Origin of the sequence: Pseudomonas sp. NFACC08-1, assembly GCF_900106735.1 — a bacterium.
Taxonomy (GTDB): domain Bacteria; phylum Pseudomonadota; class Gammaproteobacteria; order Pseudomonadales; family Pseudomonadaceae; genus Aquipseudomonas; species Aquipseudomonas fluorescens_Q.
The window spans coordinates 327,458-352,142 of sequence record NZ_FNNL01000003.1 but is presented as its reverse complement, the minus strand read 5'-3'; the positions used below and the strand labels follow the sequence as shown (position 1 = coordinate 352,142).

General features: G+C 61.1%; 13 protein-coding genes. 8 read left to right on the top strand and 5 right to left on the bottom strand.

What is annotated here, in order from left to right:
- Nucleotides 1-16: 16 nt before the first annotated feature.
- Nucleotides 17-2,968 (bottom strand): bifunctional [glutamate--ammonia ligase]-adenylyl-L-tyrosine phosphorylase/[glutamate--ammonia-ligase] adenylyltransferase, encoded by a 2,952-nt coding sequence (glnE, locus tag BLU76_RS08630; RefSeq protein ID WP_092222378.1) that lies wholly within the window; start codon nt 2,966-2,968, stop codon nt 17-19.
- A 382-nt stretch (nt 2,969-3,350) separates the two neighbouring features.
- Here glnE and aceE point away from each other — a divergent pair, with 382 nt between their 5' ends.
- From aceE to msrA, 5 genes are all read left to right on the top strand, one after another.
- The gene (gene aceE / locus BLU76_RS08625; protein ID WP_063323231.1) at nt 3,351-5,996 is read left to right on the top strand and encodes a pyruvate dehydrogenase (acetyl-transferring), homodimeric type; all 2,646 of its coding nucleotides are present in this window, start codon (nt 3,351-3,353) and stop codon (nt 5,994-5,996) included.
- Nucleotides 5,997-6,007: 11 nt separating this feature from the next.
- Complete coding sequence (gene aceF, locus BLU76_RS08620) at nt 6,008-7,648, top strand: dihydrolipoyllysine-residue acetyltransferase (RefSeq protein ID WP_092146698.1); 1,641 nt, start codon at nt 6,008-6,010, stop codon at nt 7,646-7,648.
- A 396-nt stretch (nt 7,649-8,044) separates the two neighbouring features.
- Nucleotides 8,045-9,436 (top strand): alkaline phosphatase D family protein, encoded by a 1,392-nt coding sequence (locus tag BLU76_RS08615; RefSeq protein WP_092222376.1) that lies wholly within the window; start codon nt 8,045-8,047, stop codon nt 9,434-9,436.
- A 182-nt stretch (nt 9,437-9,618) separates the two neighbouring features.
- Entirely contained in the window at nt 9,619-12,312 is a 2,694-nt protein-coding gene (locus BLU76_RS08610) for a putative bifunctional diguanylate cyclase/phosphodiesterase (RefSeq protein ID WP_092222374.1), read from the top strand.
- Between the two features lie 85 nt (nt 12,313-12,397).
- Nucleotides 12,398-13,045: a peptide-methionine (S)-S-oxide reductase MsrA gene (gene msrA / locus BLU76_RS08605; protein ID WP_072340029.1), complete on the top strand. Its 648-nt coding sequence runs from the start codon at nt 12,398-12,400 to the stop codon at nt 13,043-13,045.
- A 137-nt stretch (nt 13,046-13,182) separates the two neighbouring features.
- On the opposite strand, the gene BLU76_RS08600 is transcribed toward msrA, so the two are convergent.
- From BLU76_RS08600 to BLU76_RS08590, 3 genes are all read right to left on the bottom strand, one after another.
- On the bottom strand, nt 13,183-14,022 hold the full coding sequence (locus BLU76_RS08600; protein ID WP_072340026.1) for a 23S rRNA (adenine(2030)-N(6))-methyltransferase RlmJ: 840 nt from the start codon (nt 14,020-14,022) through the stop codon (nt 13,183-13,185).
- 81 nt (nt 14,023-14,103) lie between these two features.
- Nucleotides 14,104-14,835 carry a DUF4123 domain-containing protein gene (locus tag BLU76_RS08595; RefSeq protein WP_170867288.1) on the bottom strand — a complete coding sequence of 244 codons (732 nt, stop codon included), beginning with the start codon at nt 14,833-14,835 and terminating at the stop codon, nt 14,104-14,106.
- The gene (locus tag BLU76_RS08590; protein WP_092222371.1) at nt 14,832-16,886 is read right to left on the bottom strand and encodes a type VI secretion system Vgr family protein; all 2,055 of its coding nucleotides are present in this window, start codon (nt 16,884-16,886) and stop codon (nt 14,832-14,834) included. Before BLU76_RS08590 ends, BLU76_RS08595 begins: the two co-directional genes overlap by 4 nt.
- A 268-nt stretch (nt 16,887-17,154) precedes the next feature.
- On the opposite strand from BLU76_RS08590, the gene BLU76_RS08585 reads away from it, so the two are divergent.
- Together BLU76_RS08585 and BLU76_RS08580 are read left to right on the top strand one after the other, a co-directional pair.
- A complete protein-coding gene (locus tag BLU76_RS08585; protein WP_063323239.1) occupies nt 17,155-17,649 on the top strand; it encodes a DUF2165 family protein in 495 nt (164 codons plus the stop codon).
- 90 nt (nt 17,650-17,739) lie between these two features.
- Nucleotides 17,740-18,504, top strand: coding sequence for a heparin lyase I family protein (locus BLU76_RS08580; protein WP_063323240.1), 765 nt, complete (start codon nt 17,740-17,742; stop codon nt 18,502-18,504).
- Nucleotides 18,505-18,643: 139 nt separating this feature from the next.
- On the opposite strand, the gene putP is transcribed toward BLU76_RS08580, so the two are convergent.
- Nucleotides 18,644-20,128, bottom strand: coding sequence for a sodium/proline symporter PutP (gene putP, locus BLU76_RS08575; protein ID WP_063323241.1), 1,485 nt, complete (start codon nt 20,126-20,128; stop codon nt 18,644-18,646).
- Between the two features lie 462 nt (nt 20,129-20,590).
- Between putP and putA the strand changes: the two genes are divergently transcribed.
- A complete protein-coding gene (gene putA, locus BLU76_RS08570; protein ID WP_092146710.1) occupies nt 20,591-24,544 on the top strand; it encodes a trifunctional transcriptional regulator/proline dehydrogenase/L-glutamate gamma-semialdehyde dehydrogenase in 3,954 nt (1,317 codons plus the stop codon).
- Nucleotides 24,545-24,685: the final 141 nt, after the last annotated feature.

Sequence of the window (24,685 nt, the reverse complement as noted above, 5' to 3'; positions counted from 1 at the left end):
TCCCACGTTTTAAGCTTCAGCTCAGCCCCAGCTCCCGCCAGATCCGCAGCACCTGCCGACGCTCCTCCACGAACTGGTCGCCTGCGATCACCCCGGCATCTTTCTGCAAGGCCTGGCGGTGAGCGGCGGAGCGATAGGCTTTGTAGGCTTCGCGCAACAGCGTGGCATCTTCGGCCGACATCAGCCCGACCTCCTGCAACCCGTCCAGAATGCGGATGTTATCGGTGTAGCGCACCAGCGATGGGTGTTCCTCGGACCACGCCAGAGCCGCGTATTGCACCATAAATTCAATATCGACGATACCTCCGGCATCCTGCTTGAGGTCGAAGGGCGCCGTGGCCTCGAAGGCATTTGGCGCGGTTCCGGCGGCGGTGACCTTGCTGCCCAGGTTGTCGCGCATCTTGGCGCGCATTTCGCTGACCTCCTGGCGCAGCGTCGGCAAGTCACGCTTGCGCCCCAGCACCTGGCCGCGGACCTTCTCGAACGCCTGGCCCACGTCCTGGCTGCCCACCAGCACCCGCGCCCGCACCAACGCCTGATGCTCCCAGGTCCAGGCTTCATTCTCCTGGTAACGGGCAAACGCCCCGAGCGAACTGACCAGCAACCCCGACGCCCCGGATGGCCGCAGGCGCATATCCACTTCATACAACTGCCCGGAGTTGGTCTGCGCGGTCAGCAGATGAATGATCCGCTGGCCGAGCCGGGTGAAGAACTGCGCACCATCGATGGGTTTGGGACCGTCGGTTTCCGCGTGCGGATCGCCATCGTGGATGAACACCAGGTCCAGGTCGGAACCATGTCCCAATTCCAGGCCGCCGACTTTCCCATAACCGACAATAATGAAGCCCGGATCGCACAGACTGCCATCGGTGCGCAAAGGCACGCCGTGCTTGGCGGCCGTCTGGCGCCAGGCCAGGACCAACACTTGTTCGAGAATCGCCTCGGCCAGCCAGGTCAGGTAATCGCTGACTTTCATCAGCGGCAGGCTGCCGGCGATTTCCGAGGCGGCCACCCGCAGGCGGTGCGCCAGCTTGAAATGCCGAAGCGCCTCCATTTGTTGCTCAAGGTCATCCTCAGGGATGCGCGTCAGGCGCTCACGCAACTCTGCCGCCAACTCCGGCGCCAAGGGCGGCTTGAACAGCCGGCCCTCATTGAGCAATTCATCGAGCAGCAAGGGGAAACGGGTGATTTGTTCAGCAATCCACGGGCTCGCCGCGCACAACGTCAGCAAACGGCGCAGGGCGCCAGGGTTTTCCGTCAACAACACCAGGTAGGCCGAGCGGCGGGCTACCGCTTCGACCAAGGGCAGCACCCGCTCCAGCACCAGGTCTGGATCGGCATGTTCCACGGCTTGGGCCAGCAGGCGTGGAATGAAGGCATCCAGACGCTCGCGTCCCAGGCGCTGCATGGCGCGCAGTTGCGGGCTGCCGCGCAGGGCGGCCAAGGCCTTGAGGGCTTTGGGTGCATCGACGAAGCCACCCTCCTCCAACTGACGACACGCCGCCTCTTCATCCTGGCTGTCTTCCCACAACGGCAACCATTCACCGCCCACCACGACTTCGCTCTCGCCACCCGCCTCTTCATCCGGGTCGGCGATGACCTGGCCGAAATGCCAGGCCACACGCCCGCGCCAGTACATCAATTGCTCGTGAAAGGCCGACCAGTCGGCAAAACCCAGCATGAACGCAATGCGCGCCTGGTCCTGCGGGTTGTCCGGCAACATCTGGGTCTGGCGATCGGCGATGGCCTGGATCGCATGTTCGGTATAACGCAGGAATTCATAGCCTTGGCGCAGCTCGTCGATCACCTTGGCCGGCAGATAGCCCTGGCCTTCGAGTGTCCCCAGCACCTTGAGCAGCGGACGCTGCTGCAAGCTCAGGTCGCGGCCGCCATGGATCAGTTGGAACGCCTGGGCAATGAACTCCACCTCACGAATGCCGCCCGAGCCCAGCTTGATGTTGTCGGCCATGCCCTTGCGCCGCACCTCCTGCTGGATCAGCTGCTTCATGGTGCGCAACGCTTCGATGGCGGAAAAATCCAGGTAACGGCGATAGACGAACGGGCGCAGCATGTCGAGCAACTGGGCACCGGCCACCTGGTCGCCCGCCACCACACGCGCCTTGATCATGGCGTAGCGTTCCCAGTCGCGGCCCTGGTCCTGGTAATACTGCTCCAGGGCATTGAAACTCAGCACCAGGGCACCGGCTGAGCCATAGGGGCGCAGGCGCATGTCGACGCGGAACACAAAACCGTCGACGGTCATCGGGTCCAGGGCCTTGATCAGGCGCTGGCCGACACGAATGAAAAACTCCTGGTTATCCAGTGGTCGCTTGACGCCAACGGTTTCGCCGCCCTCGGGGTAGGCGAAGATCAGATCGATGTCCGACGACAGGTTCAGCTCCACGGCACCCAGCTTGCCCATGCCCAGGATGACCATCTGCTGCGGCTCGCCGCTGCGCCGTCCGGTGGGTGTGCCGAATTGCTGGCTGAGGCGCTGGTACAACCATCGATAGGCCTGGTCGATGCAGGTGTCGGCCATGTCCGAGAGGTCGCGGCAGGTCTGGACCAGGTCGGCTTGGCGGGTCAGGTCACGCCAGATGATCCGTACCTGCTGGCGGGTTCGCTGGCGGCGCAGGACGCGGCCCAGTTCTTCTTCAGTCTCGGCGGCCCGCACGGCGGCACCGATCTGCGCGCACATTTCACCGGGCGCCAGGCTACGGTCCAGCTCGCCGCTGCGCACCAGCTCCAGCAGCATTACCGGGTCGCGGAGACTCTGCTCGATGACAAAGTCGCTGGCGGCGGCAATACGGTTGAACGCCTCCCAGCGCTGCGGGGTCCAGGCCGACAGCCCGTGATCGTCGTCGAGCAAGGCGACCACCGCACGGAACGACTGCTCGGCACGACTGACCAATGACTGGAGAATGGCCGGCACCGTTTCCGATATTGGGACAAGCGAGGGCAGGCTCATGGTCTATCCTTGATCGGCGCGGGAGAGGCTGGATGTAGTGTTTTTTCCAAATACACTACCTGATCGACTGTCGAACAAAGATGATAAATAGCTGAAAATCTGATTTTATTGGCAGCCGGCATCAAGTTTTTACCTGTACGAGTTGGCTAATGACCAACAGTAACGATTATTCTCACAACGAAACGAGGGGCCATAAGCCGCTCATGTGTAGTTTTACTACTCGTCTATACATTCGAAAGGCTGAAACGGTCGACGATTTGTAGTAAAACTACACGCCGCCGAAACAACCTTCGGCAATCCAAGAATTTATATCGTCTGCCCACAAGGCCAGTCGCAAACTCAGGCAACCGATTCTGGTAGCCTTTCCGCCCTGGAGCAAGCCATGCAAGACCTCGATCCCGTCGAAACCCAGGAATGGCTGGACGCCCTGGAATCGGTTCTCGACAAAGAAGGCGAAGACCGTGCTCATTATCTGATGACCCGTATGGGCGAACTCGCAACCCGCAGCGGTTCGCAACTGCCCTATGCCATCACCACGCCGTACCGCAACACGATCCCCGTTACCCACGAAGCACGCATGCCTGGCGACCTGTTCATGGAACGCCGCATTCGCTCGCTGGTACGCTGGAACGCGTTGGCCATGGTCATGCGTACCAACCTGAAAGATTCTGACCTGGGCGGTCACATCTCCAGCTTCGCCTCCAGCGCGACGCTGTATGACATCGGCTTCAACTACTTCTTCCAGGCCCCGACCGACGAACACGGCGGCGACCTGATCTACTTCCAGGGCCACGCATCGCCAGGCGTCTACGCCCGTGCGTTCATGGAAGGCCGCATCTCCGAAGACCAGATGAACAACTTCCGCCAGGAAGTGGACGGCAACGGCCTGTCTTCGTACCCGCACCCTTGGCTGATGCCGGACTTCTGGCAGTTCCCGACCGTTTCCATGGGCCTGGGCCCGATCCAGGCGATCTACCAGGCACGCTTCATGAAGTACCTGGAAGCCCGTGGCTTCATCCAGCCAGGCAAGCAGAAAGTCTGGTGCTTCATGGGTGACGGCGAGTGCGACGAGCCAGAATCCCTGGGCGCGATTTCCCTGGCCGGCCGCGAGAAGCTGGACAACCTGATCTTCGTCATCAACTGCAACCTGCAGCGCCTCGACGGCCCGGTTCGCGGCAACGGCAAGATCATCCAGGAACTCGAAGGCGTGTTCCGTGGCGCCCAGTGGAACGTCAACAAAGTCATCTGGGGCCGTTTCTGGGACCCACTGCTGGCCAAGGACGTCGACGGCATCCTGCAACGTCGCATGGACGAAGTCATCGACGGCGAGTACCAGAACTACAAGGCCAAGGACGGCGCGTTCGTCCGTGAGCACTTCTTCAACACGCCTGAACTCAAGGCGATGGTTGCCGACTTGTCCGACGACGAGATCTGGAAACTCAACCGTGGCGGCCACGACCCGTACAAGGTCTATGCGGCGTACCACGAAGCGGTCAACCACAAGGAACAACCAACCGTCATCCTGGCCAAGACCATCAAGGGTTATGGCACTGGCGCCGGCGAAGCGAAGAACACCGCGCACAACACCAAGAAAGTCGATGTCGACAGCCTGAAGTTGTTCCGCGACCGCTTTGACATTCCGGTCAAGGACAGCGAGCTGGAAAACCTGCCGTTCTTCAAGCCTGAAGAAGGCAGCGCCGAAGCCCGTTACCTGGCCGAGCGCCGTGCCGCACTGGGCGGTTTCGTGCCGCAGCGTCGCGCCAAGAGCTTCAGCGTTCCGACCCCACCACTGGAGACCCTCAAGGCGATCCTGGACGGCTCGGGCGACCGTGAAATTTCCACCACCATGGCCTTCGTGCGGATCCTCGCGCAACTGGTCAAGGACAAGGAAATCGGCCAGCGCATCGTTCCGATCATCCCGGACGAAGCCCGTACCTTCGGTATGGAAGGCATGTTCCGCCAGTTGGGCATCTACTCGTCCGTTGGCCAGCTCTACGAGCCAGTCGATAAAGACCAGGTGATGTTCTACCGCGAAGACAAGAAGGGCCAGATCCTCGAAGAAGGCATCAACGAAGCAGGTGCCATGAGCTCCTTCATCGCCGCCGGTACTTCGTACTCCAGCCACAACCAGCCGATGCTGCCGTTCTACATCTTCTACTCGATGTTCGGCTTCCAGCGTATCGGCGACCTGGCCTGGGCGGCCGGCGACAGCCGTACCCGCGGCTTCCTGATCGGCGGTACCGCAGGCCGGACCACGCTGAACGGTGAAGGCCTGCAGCACGAAGACGGCCATAGCCACATGCTGGCCGGGACCATCCCGAACTGCCGCACCTATGATCCGACCTATGGCTACGAGCTGGCGGTGATCATCCAGGACGGCATGAAGAAGATGACCGAAGAACAACAGGACGTCTTCTACTACATCACCGTAATGAACGAGTCCTACCAGCAGCCAGCCATGCCGGCCGGTGTCGAGGCAGGCATCGTCAAGGGCATGTACCTGCTCGAAGAAGACACCCGCGAAGCGGCGCACCACGTCCAGTTGATGGGCTCGGGCACCATCCTGCGCGAAGTGCGTGAGGCAGCGAAGATCCTGCGTGAAGAGTTCAACGTCGGCGCCGACGTCTGGAGCGTCACCAGCTTCAACGAACTGCGTCGCGACGGCCTGGCCGTAGAGCGCAGCAACCGCCTGCACCCTGGCCAGAAGCCAAAGCTGAGCTACGTCGAAGAATGCCTGAACGGCCGCAAAGGTCCGGTCATCGCGTCTACCGACTACATGAAGCTGTTCGCCGAGCAGATCCGCCAGTGGGTTCCTTCCAAGGAATTCAAAGTGCTGGGCACCGACGGTTTCGGCCGTAGCGACAGCCGCAAGAAGCTGCGTCACTTCTTCGAAGTCGACCGTAAGTTCGTTGTGTTGGCAGCCCTGGAAGCCCTGGCTGACCGTGGCGATATCGAACCTAAAGTGGTGGCCGAAGCCATCGTCAAGTTCGGCATCGATCCAGAAAAACGCAACCCACTGGACTGCTGAGGAGAATTTTCGTGAGCGAACTCATTCGCGTACCTGACATCGGCAGCGGTGAAGGTGAAGTAATTGAACTGTTTGTGAAGGTCGGCGACCGTATCGAAGCCGACCAGAGCATCCTGACACTTGAATCGGACAAGGCCAGCATGGAAGTGCCTGCGCCGAAGGCCGGTGTGATCAAGAGCCTGAAAGTGAAGCTGGGCGATCGCCTGAAAGAAGGCGACGAACTGCTGGAGCTGGAAGTCGAGGGCGCCGCTGCGGCACCTGAAGCGGCAGCGCCTGCAGCGGCCCCGGCGGCGGCTGAAAAGCCCGCCGCGGCACCGGCTGCCGAGGCGGCTCCCGCTCCGGCTGCTGCGCCTGCGGCGGCCACGGTCCAGGACATTCACGTTCCGGACATCGGTTCGTCGGGCAAGGCCAAGATCATCGAAGTGTTGGTCAAGGCCGGCGACACGGTCGAAGCCGACCAGTCGCTGATCACCCTGGAATCCGACAAGGCCAGCATGGAAATCCCGTCGCCGGCCGCCGGTGTGGTGGAAAGCGTCGAGATCAAGCTGGAAGACGAAGTCGGCACCGGTGACCTGATCCTGAAGTTGAAAGTAGCCGGCGCCGCCGCTCCGGCCGCGCCAGCCCAGGCCGCGGCACCCGCTGCCAAGACCGAAGCCGCTCCGGCTCCGGCTGCTGCCGCACCTGCCGCCAAGGCCGAAGCCGCGCCCGCCCCGGCCGCCGCACCAGCCCCAAGCGGTGCCAAGGTGCACGCCGGCCCTGCGGTGCGTCAGCTGGCCCGTGAGTTCGGTGTCGAGCTGTCCGCCGTCGGCCCAAGCGGCCCTCACGGTCGTGTGCTGAAAGAAGACGTGCAAGCCTACGTCAAGGCCATGATGCAGAAGGCCAAGAACGCACCGGCCGAAGGCGCCAGCGGTGGCGCGGGTATCCCGCCGATCCCGGCGGTGGACTTCAGCCGCTTCGGCGAAACCGAAGAAGTGGCCATGACTCGCCTGATGCAGATCGGCGCGTCGAGCCTGCATCGCAGCTGGCTGAACATCCCGCACGTGACTCAGTTCGACCAGGCCGACATCACCGAGCTGGAAGCTTTCCGCGTTGCGCAGAAAGCCGTGGCGGAAAAGGCCGGCGTGAAGCTGACCGTACTGCCCCTGCTGCTCAAGGCCTGTGCGCACCTGCTCAAGGAACTGCCGGACTTCAACGCCTCCCTGGCCCCGAGTGGCAAGGCTGTGATCCGCAAGAAATACGTGCACATCGGCTTTGCCGTCGACACCCCGGAAGGCCTGCTGGTACCGGTCATCCGCAACGTCGACCAGAAGAGCCTCTTGCAGCTGGCTGCCGAAGCCGCTGCCCTGGCCGAAAAAGCCCGGAACAAGAAGCTCACCGCCGACGACATGCAAGGCGCCTGCTTCACCATCTCCAGCCTCGGCCACATTGGCGGCACCGGCTTCACGCCGATCGTCAACGCGCCGGAAGTGGCGATCCTGGGTGTTTCCAAGGCCACCATCCAGCCTGTCTGGGACGGCAAGGCCTTCCAGCCGAAGCTGATGCTGCCACTGTCGCTGTCCTACGATCACCGTGTGATCAATGGCGCCGCCGCTGCACGCTTCACCAAGCGTCTGAGCGACCTGCTGGGCGACATCCGCACCATCCTGCTGTAACACCGCACGGCCCTCCCTTGGGGAGGGCCATTCGGAGCACTGTTTTCCGAGCGCCACGCTCGTACCTCAACCCCGCCCGTTTGGCGGGGCTTTTTTTGCCTGGAATTCCAGACAGGCTGCCTGGATGCTGGATGTCCCGGCCTCATCGCGAGCTTGCTCCCACAGGGACAACACAAGTCCTTTGTGGGAGCGAGCTTGCTCGCGATGGCGGAAAATCAGTCACCGCGGCAACTTTCCTACCTCGCAAGCTTGAAATGACTACGCCCCCTGTTAGTCATTACCCACAACTTGCGCCCTCTCCTCGATCAATATTTATCCTGCATCGCGCTTTAGCATCGGAGCCTCAAGGCAACTTGATGTTTGCCCCCACTGCTGAAACTTCGAATGGATTCGAATATGTTCAAACCTACCGTTGGCCCCATTGTCGGCCACACGACAACCGACCACGCCCGGATATTTCTGCGCGGCGATCGCGACAACAACCGGGTATTCGCCGGTATTCGCCATCGGCGCCAAGGCGATACACGCTGGTCGAAAGGGCATTTTGTCCAATTGAAGACCTACCGCGACATGTCCGATGTCATCGTGCTGAAAGGCCTTCAACCCGATACCGCCTACGAGTACCAGGCCGGCTGGTTCAGCCCCCTGAGCCCGACCCATACCGTGGAAACCGTCCAGGAACTGCCGCTGCAATGGCCCAGGACCACCTACTGCTTACGCACGCCGGCCAGCAAAACCGATGCGCCACGCGCTTATATCGTGGGCTCTTGTCGCTACTTGCGAATCGCCGCCGGCATCCCATTGCTACCTGGGCTTGGCGACCGCACCTTTGCCGGCATCAACCGCCTCGTGGCGCAGGCCAACCCACCGATCAGCGCGGTATTGATGACCGGCGACCAGGTTTATCTGGATGACCTGAATGTCATCGGACCGGACCGAACCTATCAGAACATCCTTTTCAGATACCGATCAGTATTTACCCAGCCGCATATCCGGAAACTGATGTCTGGCACCCCTACCTACATGATCCTTGACGACCATGAGATCGAAGACAACTGGCCCGCCAGGAAAACCGTCAACGACGACATCCTCTACGCAAATGCCATGGGCGCTTATAGGCTTTATCAGGCCAGCCACGGGCCAGCCCATGAACTGTCGAGCGACGGAACATTACACAAGTCGTTAACCCGTTACTGGTACACCTTCTCCCACGGCGATATCCAATGGTTCGTCACCGACAGCCGGACGCAACGCAACCTGTCGGCGAATGACCGGCGCATCCTCGACGAAGAACAGGAACAGTCCCTGCTCCAATGGCTCATCGACAGCCCCGCCAGGGTCAAACTCGTCGTGACCAGCGTCATGTTCTTCCCTGACAGCAAGCACGATGACGGCGACGCCTGGCAGGCCTTCCCGGAACAACGCCTGCGCCTGCTGGAAACCATACGCCGCCATCGGATCAAAAACGTGATTTTCGTCTCGGGCGATGTCCACGGCTCCATGACCAGCCGCCTGCGTCACAGCGAGGATCCTGATTTCGAGGTCAACACCGTCGTTTCCTCACCGTTCTACAACAGTAAATTGCTGCCTTTTGCAAAAGCCTCGGATTTTATTTTCCACAGGCCCATGGCCCTTACCCAAAGCGGCCAGTACCGCTATGAACTGACCAGCAAAGTGGTGAGCCAGGACAACTTCGCCCGCCTGCATGTCACGGCCCAGAGCCTTCAAGTCACCTTCCACGACCGGGACGGCAACCCCTTGCAGACGGTCGACATCCCACTGCAATGATCTTCCATGCCCTCTGATCGGTCGGCGACTGGAGAAATCCTCTCGTCGGCCGATAAAAGGTTTATAGCACTTGGCCTTCATCTCTCTTGTCAGCCAGTGCCGCAATGATGCAACCTTGCGCCAATCCGTAATAACGAGGGCGTCAGCCCGGCGCGATCAGCATTTTCGAAGCGAGTTTCCCCATGAAAAGCCAACCCGATGCCGCCAGCCGTATGGCGGCCGAGGTAGTGACGCAGTTACCGGTGCCCTCGCGGCTCGGTATGCTGCGTTTCGAACGGCTGAATGAAGCAAGCTGGGCGCTGTTGTTCCTCGATCCCAACTGCGAGCGATACTTCGGCCTGCCCGCCGTAGAGCTGTGCTCGCTGGTCAGTGCGCCTTACGCCAGCTTGATGGAACCCGAAGCACGCTATCAACTGCACGACGCCATCCAGCAACAATTGGCCCAGGCCGCGCATTACCAGATTCGCTACACGCTCCACACCGCCAAGGGCCCGATGAACGTGCTGGAGACGGGTGAGGCCTATAAGCAACACAATCGTCATCTGCTGCGCGGTTACCTGCTGGCAGTGGACAATTTGCTGCAAGGCGAACCCTCCGTGCCGGCACTGGACCTGGAAACCCAGAACTCACGCCTGCAGATCGCCCTGGAACTGAACCAGCGCGCCCAGCAAGAACAACTCCAGCACCTGGACCGGGTACGCGCCCAACAGGACTTGATCCTGCTGCTGACCCGTCAACGCTACAGCGCCAACAACTCTCTGCTCGAAGCCGCCGAACTCATCACCCGCAGCGCCTGTGACATCTACCAGATCGACTGCGCCAGCCTCTGGAATCTGGACGATGGCAAACTGGTACCGATTTCCGCCTACAACCGCGCGTCCCAGGCGTACTTCCTGCCCGCGGTGATCGACGCCAACGACTTTCCCGACTACATGGAGGCGCTGCAGACCTGCCGCGCCATTGACGCCCATAATGCAATGCGCGACCCACGTACCCGAGAAATGGCCGAGAACCTGCGCGCTCGTGACGTCAATGCCATTCTCGACGCCAGCGTGCGTATCGACGGCCAGGTGGTGGGCGTGCTGTGCCTGGAGCAAGTAGGCGTCACCCGCGCCTGGCAGTCGGATGAAATCGCCTTTGCCGGCGAGCTCGCGGACCAGTTCGCCCAAGTCATCAACAACCATAACCGACGCACCGCCACCAGCGCCCTGCACTTGTTCCAGCGCGCCGTGGAACAGAGCGCCAACGCGTTCCTGCTGGTCAATTGCGACGGTGTGGTGGAGTACGTCAACCCGAGCTTCACCGCGATCACCCAGTACACCACCGAGGAAGTCCACGGCCAACGCCTCTCGGAACTGCCGGCCCTGGAGAACCTCAGCGAACTGCTGTTCGACGCCCCCTCGGCGCTGGCCCAGAGCAACAGTTGGCAGGGTGAGTTCAAGAGTCGACGCAAGAACCTGGAGCCCTACTGGGGCCAGCTGTCGATTTCCAAGGTCTACGGCGATAACCGCGAGCTGACCCACTACATCGGCATCTACGAAGACATCACCCAGACCAAGCTGGCCCAGCAGCGCATCGAGCGCCTGGCGTACACCGACAACCTGACCAACCTGGGCAACCGTCCGGCGTTCATTCGCAACCTCGATGAACGCTTCGCCCGGGACAGTGATTCGCCCATCAGCCTGCTGCTGGTGGACATCGACAACTTCAAGCGCATCAACGACAGCCTCGGCCACCAGACCGGTGACAAACTGCTGATCAGCCTGGCCCGGCGCCTGCGCAACAGCTTGAGCCCCAGCGGCAGCCTGGCGCGATTTGCCAGTAACGAATTCGCGGTCCTGCTGGACGACACGAGCCTGGAAGCCGGGCAACAGATCGCCAGTCAGTTGCTGATGACCCTCGACAAGCCGATGTTCGTCGATAACCAGTTGATCAGCGTGACCGGCTCCGTGGGCCTGGCCTGCGCGCCGCTGCACGGCCGCGATCCGCAGACCCTGATGCGCAACGCCGGCCTCGCCTTGCACAAGGCCAAGGCCAACGGCAAGCACCAGGTCCAGGTGTTCACCGAAGCACTGAATGCCGAGGCCAGCTACAAGCTGTTCGTGGAAAACAACCTGCGTCGCGCCTTGACCCAGAATGAACTGGACGTGTTCTACCAACCCAAGCTGTGCCTGCGCAGCGGCCGGCTGCTGGGCATGGAGGCGCTGCTGCGCTGGAACCATCCGGAAAAGGGCATGATCCGCCCGGACCAGTTCATCAGCGTGGCCGAAGAAACCGGCCTGATCATTCCCATCGGCAAATGGATCGCCCGCCAGGCCTGCCGGATGAGCAAACAGCTGACCGCGGCCGGCCTGGGCAACCTGCAAGTGGCGATCAACCTGTCGCCCAAGCAGTTCTCCGACCCGGACCTGGTCGCCTCCATCGCCAGCATCCTCAAGGAAGAACAACTGCCGGCCCGGTTGCTGGAGCTGGAGCTGACCGAAGGCCTGTTGCTGGAAGCCACCGAAGACACCCACTTGCAGCTCGACCAGCTCAAGCGCCTGGGGCTGACCCTGGCCATGGACGACTTCGGCACCGGTTACTCGTCCCTCAGTTACCTGAAGAAATTCCCGATCGACATTATCAAGATCGATCGCAGCTTCATCCACGAAATCCCGGACAACCAGGACGACATGGAAATCACCTCGGCGGTGATCGCCATGGCCCACAACCTGAAACTCAAGGTCGTGGCCGAAGGCATCGAAACCGCCCAGCAACTGGCGTTTCTACGGCGCCACCGCTGCGACGTCGGCCAGGGCTACCTGTTCGACCGGCCAATCCCGGGCGCGGAGCTGATCGAAAAGCTCAAGCGCTACCCGCGTGGGCCTCTGGTCTGACAGCTGCGTATAGCTTGCGGCGGCTTTTCTGAGGCACACTGACGGTCTATTTCGCTCAACTCAATCTGACTGAAAGGACTGATAAATGGTCTTGCGCTCGGAAATCCTGGTGAACAAAAACGTGCTCCCTACTCAAGAACAAGCCCTGCCTGGCCGTGAAACCCCGATGACCGTGCCGGAAAAACACTTCGTCCTCGACGCACCGCTGCTGGGGCCGTTTGCCATGGACGTGGATTTCGCGATCTTCGGCCTCGGCTGTTTCTGGGGCGCGGAACGCAAGTTCTGGCAGCGCGAAGGCGTGGTCAGTACCGCGGTGGGTTACGCCGGTGGTTTCACACCGAACCCGACGTACGAAGAAGTCTGCTCGGGCCTTACCGGCCACAGCGAAGTGGTGCTGGTGGTCTACGAGCCGGCGAAAGTCAGCTACGAACAGCTTCTGAAGATGTTCTGGGAACTGCACAACCCGACCCAGGGCATGCGCCAGGGGAACGACATCGGCACCCAGTACCGTTCGGTGATCTATGCCACCACCCCGGCCCAACTGGCGGCGGCCAAACACAGCGAGCAAGTCTTCCAGGCCGAGTTGACCAAGGCCGGCAAAGGCACCATCACCACCGAAATCGAAGAAGCGCCAACGTTCTACTTCGCCGAGGCCTATCACCAGCAGTACCTGGCGAAGAACCCTGAAGGCTATTGCGGGATTGGCGGGACCGGCGTGACCTGCCCGATCTGACTGTCCGGCCCTGAACAGCTTCGCGAGCAAGCCAGCTCCCACAGGTCTGGCGGCGTACACAACTCTTGCGTACGCCTAAGATCCCCATGTGGAAACGAGCTTGCTCGCGATAGCGCCCTTCCAGGCGCCAGCAAAACTCAGCTTTCAGCAATCAACCAATCCATCTGCCACCCGCCCTGGGTCTGCCCCAGCTTTTTCGACAGCCACGGCAGCAGTTCACGCAACTCTTGCTCCAGCCCCCACGGCGGGTTGGCAATCGCCAGGCCGGAGCCGTTCAGGCTGTTGGGCGTGGCCAATGGATGCACCAGCAGTTCCACCCGCAACAGCTTCGGCGCGCCCGTGCCGGCCAGGTCCTGGTAGAAGCGGCGCAACATCCGCTGGTCCTTGACCGGGTACCAGATCGCCGCCACCGTCTGGCGCATCCGGCCAATGGCTTCCTTGAGGGAGGCGGCGCAGCGCTGCATCTCGTCCAGCTGTTCGAAGGGCGGATCGATCAGCATCAAGGCACGCTTCTCCGCCACCGGCAGCAGCGCCCGCGGCACATGCCAGCCCTCACCCAGATGGACCGCCACGCGACGGTCGCCTTTCATGTTGTCCTTGAGCAACACGCCGTCTTCAGGGTGTTTCTCGTTGAGCAGCACACGGTCCTGCGAACGGGTCAGGCGCCGCGCCAACTCCGGCGAGCCCGGGTAGTAGCGCAACTGCCCGTCCGGGTTCATCTCGTGCAGCACCTTCATGTAGTCGGCGGTCAGCGGCGGCAGATCGCTCTCGCCCCACAACCGCGCAATGCCTTCCAGATACTCACCGGTACGGTTGGCCTGGTCACCCTGCAAGTCGTACAACCCGATGCCCGCGTGGGTATCGAGGTAGGCGAAGGGCTGCTCCTTGCGCGACATCAAGGCAATGAGTCGGGTCAAGGTCAGGTGTTTGAATACATCGGCGTGATTGCCGGCGTGGAAGGCGTGGCGATAATTCATGGCGGCTCCTGCGAAGGGCGACGAGTTTACCTTGAAGTGCGTCGAACGTCAGGGGTTCGCAGCCCAGCGGACAGGCCATCATCAGCCCAGCTCTCGCAGCAAATAGGCCTGCAATGGCGCCATTTTCGCCTCAGCCACCGCCGATCGCTCAAGAAAGTGGGCAATCTTGCAGCGCAGGACGCTGCCGTCGACCCGCTCGAACACATGCGGATGCTCTTCACCCAGCCAAGTGAGCACGTTGTCCAGCAGACAGTCCGTCGGCCCCTCGGTCGTTGCGGCCAACAGGGTGATGGGCACTTGCCACCAAGGAAAAGCCTGGGCCGGCCGCTGGGTATTTCCCACGACCTCAAGGGATCGGCCATTGATCAGACAACGTTTGATAACCGGCAAGAGTTGCCCGGCCTCCACCTCCGTCGATTGCAGGATCGGCCGCATGAAGCGCCCATCCCAAAAACGCAGGAAGACCGGCTTGCCACCGGGCAACAGTACCTGTGTGAGCCCTCGCAAGTGTTCGACAAGGATTTCTTGACTCACGCACGAAACCGCCAGCCAACCCCAATCGAGGGAATCGGTGGCGGCTATCCAATCAAGAAACCCACTGTCTGCGCTGACCAGCCCTACATAGGGCATGACCGCTTCCCACCCGGCGTACGGCGTGTCGGCCCAGATCGGGCTGGCGACCGAGTTCATCGAGCGCCTCCAAGCCGACAACGCCCCGGCGCTACTGGCATTGCTGAAAATGGCGAATAGTTGCTCGGAGGCCTGCAAGGGGTGCTCCTCAAGCCAGGCGCGAGGAGGTTGATCGCTGTTCATGGACGCCTCCGGACATCGACAGGCTTGTGAAAGACGGGCGGCGCTGCACAGGCGCCATTTCTGCAACGCTCGCACTCCTCACAGAACGGCGCCGAACCTTGGAAACTGAGAATCTGCGCAAGGGAAAGCGCAGGTTCCGCCGCAGCGACCCGCTTCTCGGCGCCGCCTGGAGAGCCGAATGCCGCGCTCATGACCGCCATCGGCGCGCCACCGACCTCGATGGGTACGCTGCTGGAAATCCCGCCAGCACCGATGTTGATCCAATGACCGCCAGCCTGAAGGGTCACGCTCGCGCCCCCATCCAAGACTACCTGCTGGCCGGCGCTGACATGAAACTGCTGGCTGGCATTCAGGACCTGGCTGGTGACACGAATATGCCGCTCACCGCTCACCAGCAGATGATCGTCATGCCGCACTTCTGCCCGGCGTTGACCGTGGGTGAGGCGCTGCTCATCGGCCTTGAGCTCGTGCCGTGCCGTACCGGCGACAACGATGCTGCGCTCGTGATCGACCTGCACCCGCTGGTCATGCAGCACATGCTGGGTCCAGTTGCGCTGGGCCCGCAGGTAGATCTCCTCGGCGCCCTTGCGATCCTCGATGCGCAATTCGTTGTAGCCTCCCCCGCCGGGGCTGCTCTGGCTGCGCAACACGCTGCGGGTCTTGTCCGCAGGCAAGTCCAGTGGCACCGGGTTGGCGCCGTTGGGCAGACAACCGACGACCAACGGCTTGTCCACGTCGCCATCGATGAACCCCACCAGGACTTCCATCCCGACCCGGGGAATCATCACTGCGCCATAGCGATCGTGAGCCCAACCGGAGGCCACGCGCAGCCAGCAGCTGGAATGTTCGTCGCGTTGACCGTCGCGATCCCAGACCAGTTGCACCTTGACCCGTCCGAACTCATCGCAATGGATCTCGCTGTCCACCGGTCCGGTCACCACCGCCAACTGATAGCCCTGGGCACGGGGCTTTTCGTGATGCAAGGGTGGCCGAAAGAACACGTCCCATGGCGTGGCAAGAAAGGTATTTTTGTAGCCCTGGAATTCATCCGGGCCGGCGGCGGTTTCTTCCAGCACCTGCGGTTGGCGGCCATGATGGTCGATCTGCGTCAGGAGCCAGAGATCATTCCACGGCTCTCGGGGATGTTCCTTGATACGCATGAAATGTCCGCTGACCAGGGCGTTTTCATTGCTGCCGCCTTCTGCCACGCAGTGGTCGGCGCCGTGGCGCTCGAGGGCGCGTCGGGTCAGATGCTTGCCGTCGTCACGGGCGCAGAAACCACCGGGATAGTGATAGTCCTCGAGCACAGGACGCTGTCGATTGTCGAGTTGGGTTTGCAGTAACGAACCGGGCCTGCGGAAGTCGTAATCGCGCAACGTCACGGCAGTGGTACGGGTCTGGAGCCGCACCGCCAGGCGCTTGATGGCCGGCTCGTTGGCAGCCATGCCGCTGTCCGGCAGGTATAGCGTCGACTCAGGCAGGCGGGGAAACACCGTCTGGTCGTCACCAAACACCAGCAGATGACCGCAAGGGCGATGCCTGAAGTGATAATGGATACCGACTTCGGCGCAGATCCGCTCGATGAAGGCCAGGTCGCTTTCGCCATACTGCACACAATACTCGCGTTCGGGATATTGGCCGCCAAGCGTGAACTGGCAGGCATCCGCCAGGATCCCGTGCTCCTTCAACACCCGGGCGACGATATCGGGTACGTTCAGGCGCTGGAAAATCCGCTGGTTGATGCGATGGCGCAAGTAGGCCAGGCGGGGCACCAGGCTGATCTGGTAACGGGTCAGGCGTTTGCCCGAATCCCCCTGGGCCACGCTATAGACCTGACCGTGTACGCCACTGTCCCGATCATCGAACCCCAGAAATGCCTGGCGATGCAGGAGCTCTTCCAGCGCCAGGTCAGACCGCTCGCTGACCAGTTCCAGGTCAAAGCGATAGGGCTGGCTGATGGCCTCCTGCCCCTTGAACTCAAGCACTTTGAGTTCACTCGGCCCGCTGTCGAGCGTTAGCGTGAAACGTGATGGATTGGCAGGCGCGAACATCCGATGTCCTTTGCTGAGTGGAGGCCAGCGATTCTGCATCAGCCATCGGAAAGTTGATCGGCGCTCAGGAAAAACAGATTTTCCTTACATACACAAAGCTAAAAGCTGCAAAACGTGTGGCGCTTTCCGACAGACAATCCTTGCATCACGCCCTTCAGAAACCGTCGCACGAATGAATCAGCAACTTCTTACAACGCAACAGGACTCTGACTGCAAGTTCGCGTGATACCGTTTTTTACCCGATTACAAAAAGCAAAGGACGCAACCCATGACCATTCGCTACGCAAAGATTGCAATGATCCTGGCGCTCGCCGCATTCGCCTTCCTGACCGTGTTCAACAACATTACGGACTACAGCTCCAATTTCAATTTCGTCCATCACGTGCTGAGTATGGACACCACCTTCCCCGACAATGCCGCCCGGTATCGTGCGATCGACCAACCCTGGGTGTGGCACGGTGCCTATTGGCTGATCATCCTCGGTGAAGCCATCACGGCAGGGCTGCTGGGCTACGGCGCGCTGCTGCTGTGGCAGGCGCGCAAGGCCGAGGGCGCGGTGTTCGCACGTGCCAAGGGGTGGGCCATCGCCGGCTTGACGGTGGGTTTTTTCGTCTGGTTTTTCGGCTTCATGGTCGTTGGCGGCGAATGGTTTCTGATGTGGCAGTCAGAAATCTGGAATGGCCAGGATGCCGCGTTCAGATTCTACATGGCGATCCTGGGCGTGCTGATCTTCCTCAACCAGGCGGATCCCGACATGGCGTGAGCGCCGTGAGCATCGCGGGCCCACATCACGCTTCCCATAAGTGTCGAAAGTTTCACGTCAACAACATCAAGAACTTCAGGAAACTCACTGATGAAATTTCCCCTGCTCGCCGCTGCGAGCCTGATCACTGCCTTTCATCTTTGCCCCCCCGCGGAGGCCCACTTGATTTGGAATGGAGACGCCGCCAATCCTATCGGTAAAGAAAAAATATTCGCGAATGCCGTGAGTGAATGCCCAGCCCCGTCCAGCATCACCGTGGTAGACGATGATGACCGAGGCAAATCCTGGTTATTCCATAAAGGCGCCGGCGAGCCCCGCTGCGAAGCACGCAATATCAGGACTGGCGCCAATCACACACCCTATCGATTCGAAAAGGACAGAACCTATTTTATTGGCTGGTCATTCAAGTTGAATGACACCCAGAGCAATCATCATCCATTCCAGTGGAAGTCCTATGAAGCGGGGCATCAACAAAACTATCCGTTCCTGATGAGTGCCAAGGACGGCAACTTGAGGCTTTTCTACTACGGCATGCCAGGCGAGACATCCGGTGTGATCTGGACCCAACCCATTGAACCGCTGAAGTGGTACTGCCTGGTCTTGGCCATCCATACTTCCAATCAATCAAGCAGCGGTTGGACGCAGTTATGGTTCGAGGGTCAGGCACAGACCTTCAGCAACGGCCAGAAACGCTTTTCCGGAAGAACCTGGGACGGCGCGAACATAGGTGCGAACGAGCCTAAATGGGGCGTTTACAATAAGCATCAGCCAGGCGTCATGGAGGATGTGAAGAACTATATTTCCGGCCTGAAGATCGGCACCACGTACGCCGATGTCGAACAGTCCTGTCATTGAGGGGCTGGATTCGCTCGGAGAGCCACACGTTTTGCCAGTCCCATCCCACCTGACACCCGTAAAAAAGGCCCGCCTCCATTGGAGACGGGCCGTTTTCATGCAAGTCGTCCTGCGAGCCATCAAGGCCTCGCCGAAGGCCTTACTGGTTCAGGCGAAAATCTTTTTCCGCCGCGTCGAAGCGCTGCAGCATACCGGCGGTAGGCGCGCCCATCTTGCTGACGAAGTAGATAGCCAGGCTGGCGAAGATGAAGCCCGGGATGATTTCGTACAGGCCCAGCAACGCGAAATGCTTCCAGACGATCACGGTGATCGCACCCACCAGAATGCCGGCGAGCGCGCCATTGCGGGTCATGTTCTTCCAGATTACCGAGATCAGGACAACCGGGCCGAAGGCAGCACCGAAACCAGCCCAGGCGTAGCTCACCAGACCCAGTACGCGGTTTTCCGGGTTAGCGGCCAGGGCAATGGCGACCAGGGCCACCAGCAGCACCATGGCGCGGCCGACCCAGACCAGTTCCAGCTGGGAAGCGCCCTTGCGCAGGAAGGTCTTGTAGAAGTCTTCGGTCAGGGCACTAGAGCACACCAGCAACTGGCAACTCAGGGTGCTCATCACCGCCGCCAGGATGGCCGACAGCAACACACCGGCAACCCATGGGTTGAACAGGATCTTCGCCAGCTCGATGAACACCCGCTCTGGGTTCTCGGTCACGGGACCGGCCACGTCAGGGTGCGCCGAGAAGTAAGCGATACCGAAGAAGCCCACAGCCACGGTGCCGCCCAGGCACAGGATCATCCAGGTCATGGAAATGCGACGGGCATTGGCGATCGACTTGACCGAATCCGCCGCCATGAAGCGCGCCAGGATGTGCGGCTGGCCGAAGTAGCCCAGGCCCCAGCCCATCAGCGAGATGATGCCGATGAAGGTGGTGTTTTTCAGCATGTCGAACGACGTAGGATCTTTTGCTTCGATGGCCAGGAACGTGGTGTCCACACCACCGGTAGCCAGCAGCACGATGATCGGCGTGAGGATCAGCGCAAAGATCATCAGGGTGGCTTGTACGGTGTCGGTCCAGCTCACGGCCAGGAAACCACCGACGAAGGTGTAGGCAATGGTTGCTGCAGCACCGGCCCACAGCGCCGTCTCGTAAGACATGCCGAAGGTACTTTCGAACAGACGGGCACCGGCCACGATGCCGGAAGCGCAGTAGATGGTGAAGAACACCAGGATCACCACCGCAGAGATGATCCGCAGCACGCCGCTCTTGTCTTCGAAACGGCTGGAGAAGTAGTCCGGCAGCGTCAGTGCGTCACCGTTGTGCTCGGTCTGAACCCGCAGGCGACCGGCCACGAATAACCAGTTCAGGTAGGCACCGGCGATCAGGCCGATGGCGATCCAACTTTCCGACAGGCCGGACATGTAGATTGCACCGGGCAAACCCATCAACAACCAGCCGCTCATGTCGGAAGCACCTGCAGACAGCGCCGTCACCACGCTGCCCAGGCTACGACCGCCCAGGATGTAATCGGAAAGGTTGTTGGTGGAGCGGTAAGCCATCAGACCGATCAGGACCATGGCTGCGATATAGATCACGAAAGTGATCAAGGTGGGATTACTAACACTCATGAGTTACGCCCTGGCTTTGTTTTTATGTAGCGGTGGCAGTTGAAAGCATCGACAACACAGATGTTGTAGCGACGATTTGCAGTCCCGCGAATTTATGACTGATGTTTCCCCAGGAAAGCCATCAGCCGATGCCCCTCGGCTTTGAACCGGTTGCACCTTGGCCGCGAATGCTATTCAACAAATCAAATAAGGTGCAACCAGTTTCGCTCGAATAAGTTGCACCTGATCGGTTTTATCGCAAGATTCGAGTTTTTTGCTCCCTTTTAGTGCAGTTCCCAGCACTCAGCTAGAAGCTAAAGCACTAAGCCGGTGCAGGATCAGCCGGACGATATTTGCTTCCGGATGAGCTGCCTGTCATTTCGAGAAAAAAAGGGTTGCACCCGGTTGCACCTCAATCATCCCGCAGCTAATCTTGCCGCCAGCTGATGCCACGCGATACGTGGTAAACATGAGGATAAAAATATGGCTACCACCACCCTTGGGGTCAAACTCGATGACCCGACCCGCGAACGCCTCAAGGCGGCCGCAACCTCGATTGATCGCACGCCGCACTGGCTGATCAAGCAGGCAATTTTCAATTACCTGGAAAAACTCGAGGGTGGTGCAACCCTGACCGAGCTGAACGGTTCACCTCGCACCGACAGCGACGATGCTGGCGATGTGCAAGTCGACCATGCTCACCAATGCTTCCTCGAATTTGCCGAGAGCATCCTGCCGCAATCGGTCCTGCGCGCCTCCATCACGGCCGCTTACCGTCGCCCAGAGCCGGAAGTGGTGCCGATGCTGATCGAACAGGCCCGCCTGCCGGCACAAATGGCCGAAGCCACCAACAAACTGGCGGCTTCGATTGCTGAAAAACTGCGCAACCAGAAAAGTGCCGGTGGCCGTGCCGGTATCGTTCAGGGTTTGCTGCAGGAATTTTCCCTGTCGTCCCAGGAAGGCGTAGCACTGATGTGCCTGGCCGAGGCGCTGCTGCGCATCCCGGACAAAGGCACCCGCGACGCGCTGATCCGCGACAAGATCAGCACCGGCAACTGGCAGCCACACTTGGGCAACAGCCCGTCGCTGTTCGTCAACGCCGCCACGTGGGGCCTGCTGCTGACTGGCAAGCTGGTCGCTACCCATAATGAAGCAGGCCTGACCTCTTCCCTGAGCCGCATCATCGGCAAGAGCGGCGAGCCGATGATCCGCAAGGGCGTCGACATGGCCATGCGCCTGATGGGCGAGCAGTTCGTCACCGGCGAAACCATCGCCGAGGCCCTGGCCAACGCCAGCAAGTTCGAAACCAAAGGCTTCCGCTATTCCTACGACATGCTGGGTGAAGCCGCACTCACCGAACACGATGCGCAGAAGTACCTGGCCTCGTACGAACAAGCCATCCACTCGATCGGCAAAGCGTCCCACGGTCGTGGGATTTATGAAGGCCCAGGCATTTCCATCAAGCTGTCCGCCCTGCACCCACGTTACAGCCGCGCCCAGTACGAGCGCGTCATGGACGAGCTGTACCCACGCCTGCTGTCGCTGACCCTGCTGGCCAAGCAATACGACATCGGCCTGAACATCGACGCCGAAGAGGCCGACCGCCTCGAGCTGTCGCTGGATCTGCTCGAGCGCCTGTGCTTCGAGCCGCAATTGACCGGCTGGAACGGCATCGGCTTCGTGATCCAGGCCTACCAGAAGCGTTGCCCGTACGTGATCGACTATGTGATCGACCTGGCTCGTCGCAGCCGTCATCGCCTGATGATTCGCCTGGTAAAAGGCGCGTACTGGGACAGCGAAATCAAGCGCGCCCAGGTCGAAGGCCTGGAAGGCTATCCGGTCTATACCCGCAAGGTGTACACCGACGTGTCCTACATCGCCTGCGCCCGCAAACTGCTGTCGGTGCCGGAAGTCATCTACCCGCAGTTCGCCACGCACAACGCCCATACCCTGGCAGCCATCTACCACATCGCCGGCCAGAACTATTACCCGGGCCAGTACGAATTCCAGTGCCTGCATGGCATGGGTGAACCCCTGTACGAACAGGTTGTAGGCAAGGTTTCCGAAGGCAAGCTGAACCGTCCGTGCCGCGTGTACGCTCCGGTCGGCACTCACGAAACACTGCTGGCGTACCTGGTACGTCGCCTGCTGGAAAACGGCGCGAACACTTCGTTCGTCAACCGTATCGCCGACCAGTCCATCTCGATTCAGGAACTGGTGGCCGATCCAGTGGCCAGCATCGAGCAGATGGCGACGCTGGAAGGCGGTTTCGGCCTGCCGCACCCGCGCATCCCACTGCCGCGCGACCTGTATGGCAGCGACCGCGCCAACTCCAGCGGCATCGACCTGGCCAACGAACATCGTTTGGCGTCGCTGTCCTGCGCCCTGCTTGCCACTGCCCATAACGATTGGAAAGCCGTGCCGATGCTCGGCTGCGCCGCCAGCGAAGAAACCCCGGCCCCGGTACTGAACCCGTCCGATCACCGCGACGTGGTGGGCCATGTGCAGGAAGCCACGGTCGCCGATGTCGACAACGCCATCCAGTGCGCCCTCAACGCCGCACCGATCTGGCAAGCCACGCCGCCAGCCGAGCGCGCCGCGATCCTCGAACGTGCCGCCGACCTGATGGAAGGCGAGATCCAGCCGCTGATGGGCCTGCTGGCCCGCGAAGCCGGCAAGACCTTCGCCAACGCCATCGCCGAAGTGCGTGAAGCCGTGGATTTCCTGCGCTACTACGCGGTGCAGGCGCGCAACGATTTCACCAACGATGCCCACCGCCCACTGGGTCCGGTGGTCTGCATCAGCCCGTGGAACTTCCCGCTGGCGATTTTCAGCGGCCAGGTCGCCGCCGCCCTGGCCGCCGGTAACCCGGTATTGGCCAAGCCCGCCGAGCAGACGCCATTGGTGGCTGCCCAGGCGGTGCGCCTGATGCTCGAAGCCGGCATTCCGGAAGGCGTGCTGCAATTGCTGCCGGGGCGCGGCGAAACCGTCGGTGCCCGCCTGGTGGGTGACGAGCGGGTCAAGGGCGTGATGTTCACCGGCTCCACCGAGGTCGCTCGCCTGCTGCAACGCAACATCGCCGGGCGCCTGGACAACCAGGGCCGTCCGATCCCGCTGATCGCCGAAACCGGCGGCCAGAACGCCATGATCGTCGACTCCTCGGCGCTCACCGAACAAGTGGTCATCGACGTGGTGTCGTCGGCCTTCGACAGTGCCGGCCAGCGTTGTTCGGCCCTGCGGGTCCTGTGCTTGCAGGAAGATTCCGCCGACCGCGTCATCGAAATGCTCAAGGGCGCCATGGCCGAATCGCGCCTCGGCAACCCCGAGCGCCTGTCGGTGGACATCGGCCCGGTGATCGACGCCGAAGCCAAGGCTGGCATCGAGAAACACATCCAGGCCATGCGCGATAAAGGTCGCACCGTGTACCAGATGGCAATCGCCGACAGTGACGAGTGCAAGCGCGGCACCTTCGTGATGCCAACCCTGATCGAGCTGGAAAGCTTCGACGAGCTGCAACGCGAGATCTTCGGTCCGGTGCTGCACGTGGTGCGCTACAAGCGCAAGGAGCTGGACCAGTTGATCAACCAGATCAACGCCTCCGGCTATGGCCTGACCCTGGGCGTGCACACGCGCATCGACGAGACCATCGCCAAGGTCATCGACAATGTCCATGCCGGTAACGTCTACGTGAACCGCAACATTGTCGGCGCGGTGGTCGGCGTGCAGCCGTTTGGCGGCGAAGGCCTGTCGGGCACCGGTCCCAAGGCCGGTGGTCCGCTGTACCTGTACCGCCTGTTGTCGACACGTCCTACCGATGCGATCCAGCAATCCTTCGCCCGTGGTGATGCCCTCACCGCGCCGGACCTGCGTTTGCGCGACGCCATGAGCAAACCGCTGACCGCCCTGCAAGCCTGGGCCGACAGCCAGAAGCTCGCCGAGCTGAGCGCCCTGTGCGTGCAGTTCGCGGCTCAATCGCAAAGCGGTATTACCCGGACTCTGACCGGCCCGACCGGCGAGCGCAACAGCTACGCCATCCTGCCCCGCGAGCACGTGTTGTGCCTGGCCGACGTGGAAGGCGACCTGCTGACACAACTGGCGGCCGTACTGGCCGTGGGCGGCTCGGCCGTATGGCCGGAAACCGACACCAGCAAGGCCTTGTTCGCCCGCTTGCCGAAGGAGATTCAGGCGCGCATCCAGCGGGTGGCCGACTGGACCAAGGACGAGGTGCTGTTCGACGCAGTCCTGCACCACGGCGATTCGGATCAACTGCGCAGCGTTTGCCAGCAAGTGGCCAAGCGTGCCGGTGCCATCGTCGGGGTCCATGGCCTGTCCCAGGGCGAGACCAGCGTGGCGCTGGAGCGTCTGGTGATCGAGCGGGCCTTGAGCGTCAACACCGCGGCCGCGGGTGGTAACGCCAGCTTGATGACTATCGGCTGAAAGCAGCTGCGAGCGGCAAGCTACAAGCGGCAAGTAAAAGCAGATGCTTTTGCTTGCCGCTTGTAGCTTGCCGCTCGCAGCTTGTGCTGCTCTATCACCCCCATCAATCATCCTGTTCAGCCTTTATCAGCACGCCTAGAC

Bases quoted from the DNA above. Each gene is read 5' to 3' on its own strand.
- glnE (WP_092222378.1), bottom strand. From the start codon at position 2,968: ATGAGCCTGCCCTCGCTTGTCCCAATATCGGAAACGGTGCCGGCCATT.
- aceE (WP_063323231.1), top strand. From the start codon at position 3,351: ATGCAAGACCTCGATCCCGTCGAAACCCAGGAATGGCTGGACGCCCTG.
- BLU76_RS08615 (WP_092222376.1), top strand. From the start codon at position 8,045: ATGTTCAAACCTACCGTTGGCCCCATTGTCGGCCACACGACAACCGAC.
- BLU76_RS08610 (WP_092222374.1), top strand. From the start codon at position 9,619: ATGAAAAGCCAACCCGATGCCGCCAGCCGTATGGCGGCCGAGGTAGTG.
- msrA (WP_072340029.1), top strand. From the start codon at position 12,398: ATGGTCTTGCGCTCGGAAATCCTGGTGAACAAAAACGTGCTCCCTACT.
- BLU76_RS08600 (WP_072340026.1), bottom strand. From the start codon at position 14,022: ATGAATTATCGCCACGCCTTCCACGCCGGCAATCACGCCGATGTATTC.
- BLU76_RS08595 (WP_170867288.1), bottom strand. From the start codon at position 14,835: ATGAACAGCGATCAACCTCCTCGCGCCTGGCTTGAGGAGCACCCCTTG.
- BLU76_RS08590 (WP_092222371.1), bottom strand. From the start codon at position 16,886: ATGTTCGCGCCTGCCAATCCATCACGTTTCACGCTAACGCTCGACAGC.
- BLU76_RS08585 (WP_063323239.1), top strand. From the start codon at position 17,155: ATGACCATTCGCTACGCAAAGATTGCAATGATCCTGGCGCTCGCCGCA.
- BLU76_RS08580 (WP_063323240.1), top strand. From the start codon at position 17,740: ATGAAATTTCCCCTGCTCGCCGCTGCGAGCCTGATCACTGCCTTTCAT.
- putP (WP_063323241.1), bottom strand. From the start codon at position 20,128: ATGAGTGTTAGTAATCCCACCTTGATCACTTTCGTGATCTATATCGCA.
- putA (WP_092146710.1), top strand. From the start codon at position 20,591: ATGGCTACCACCACCCTTGGGGTCAAACTCGATGACCCGACCCGCGAA.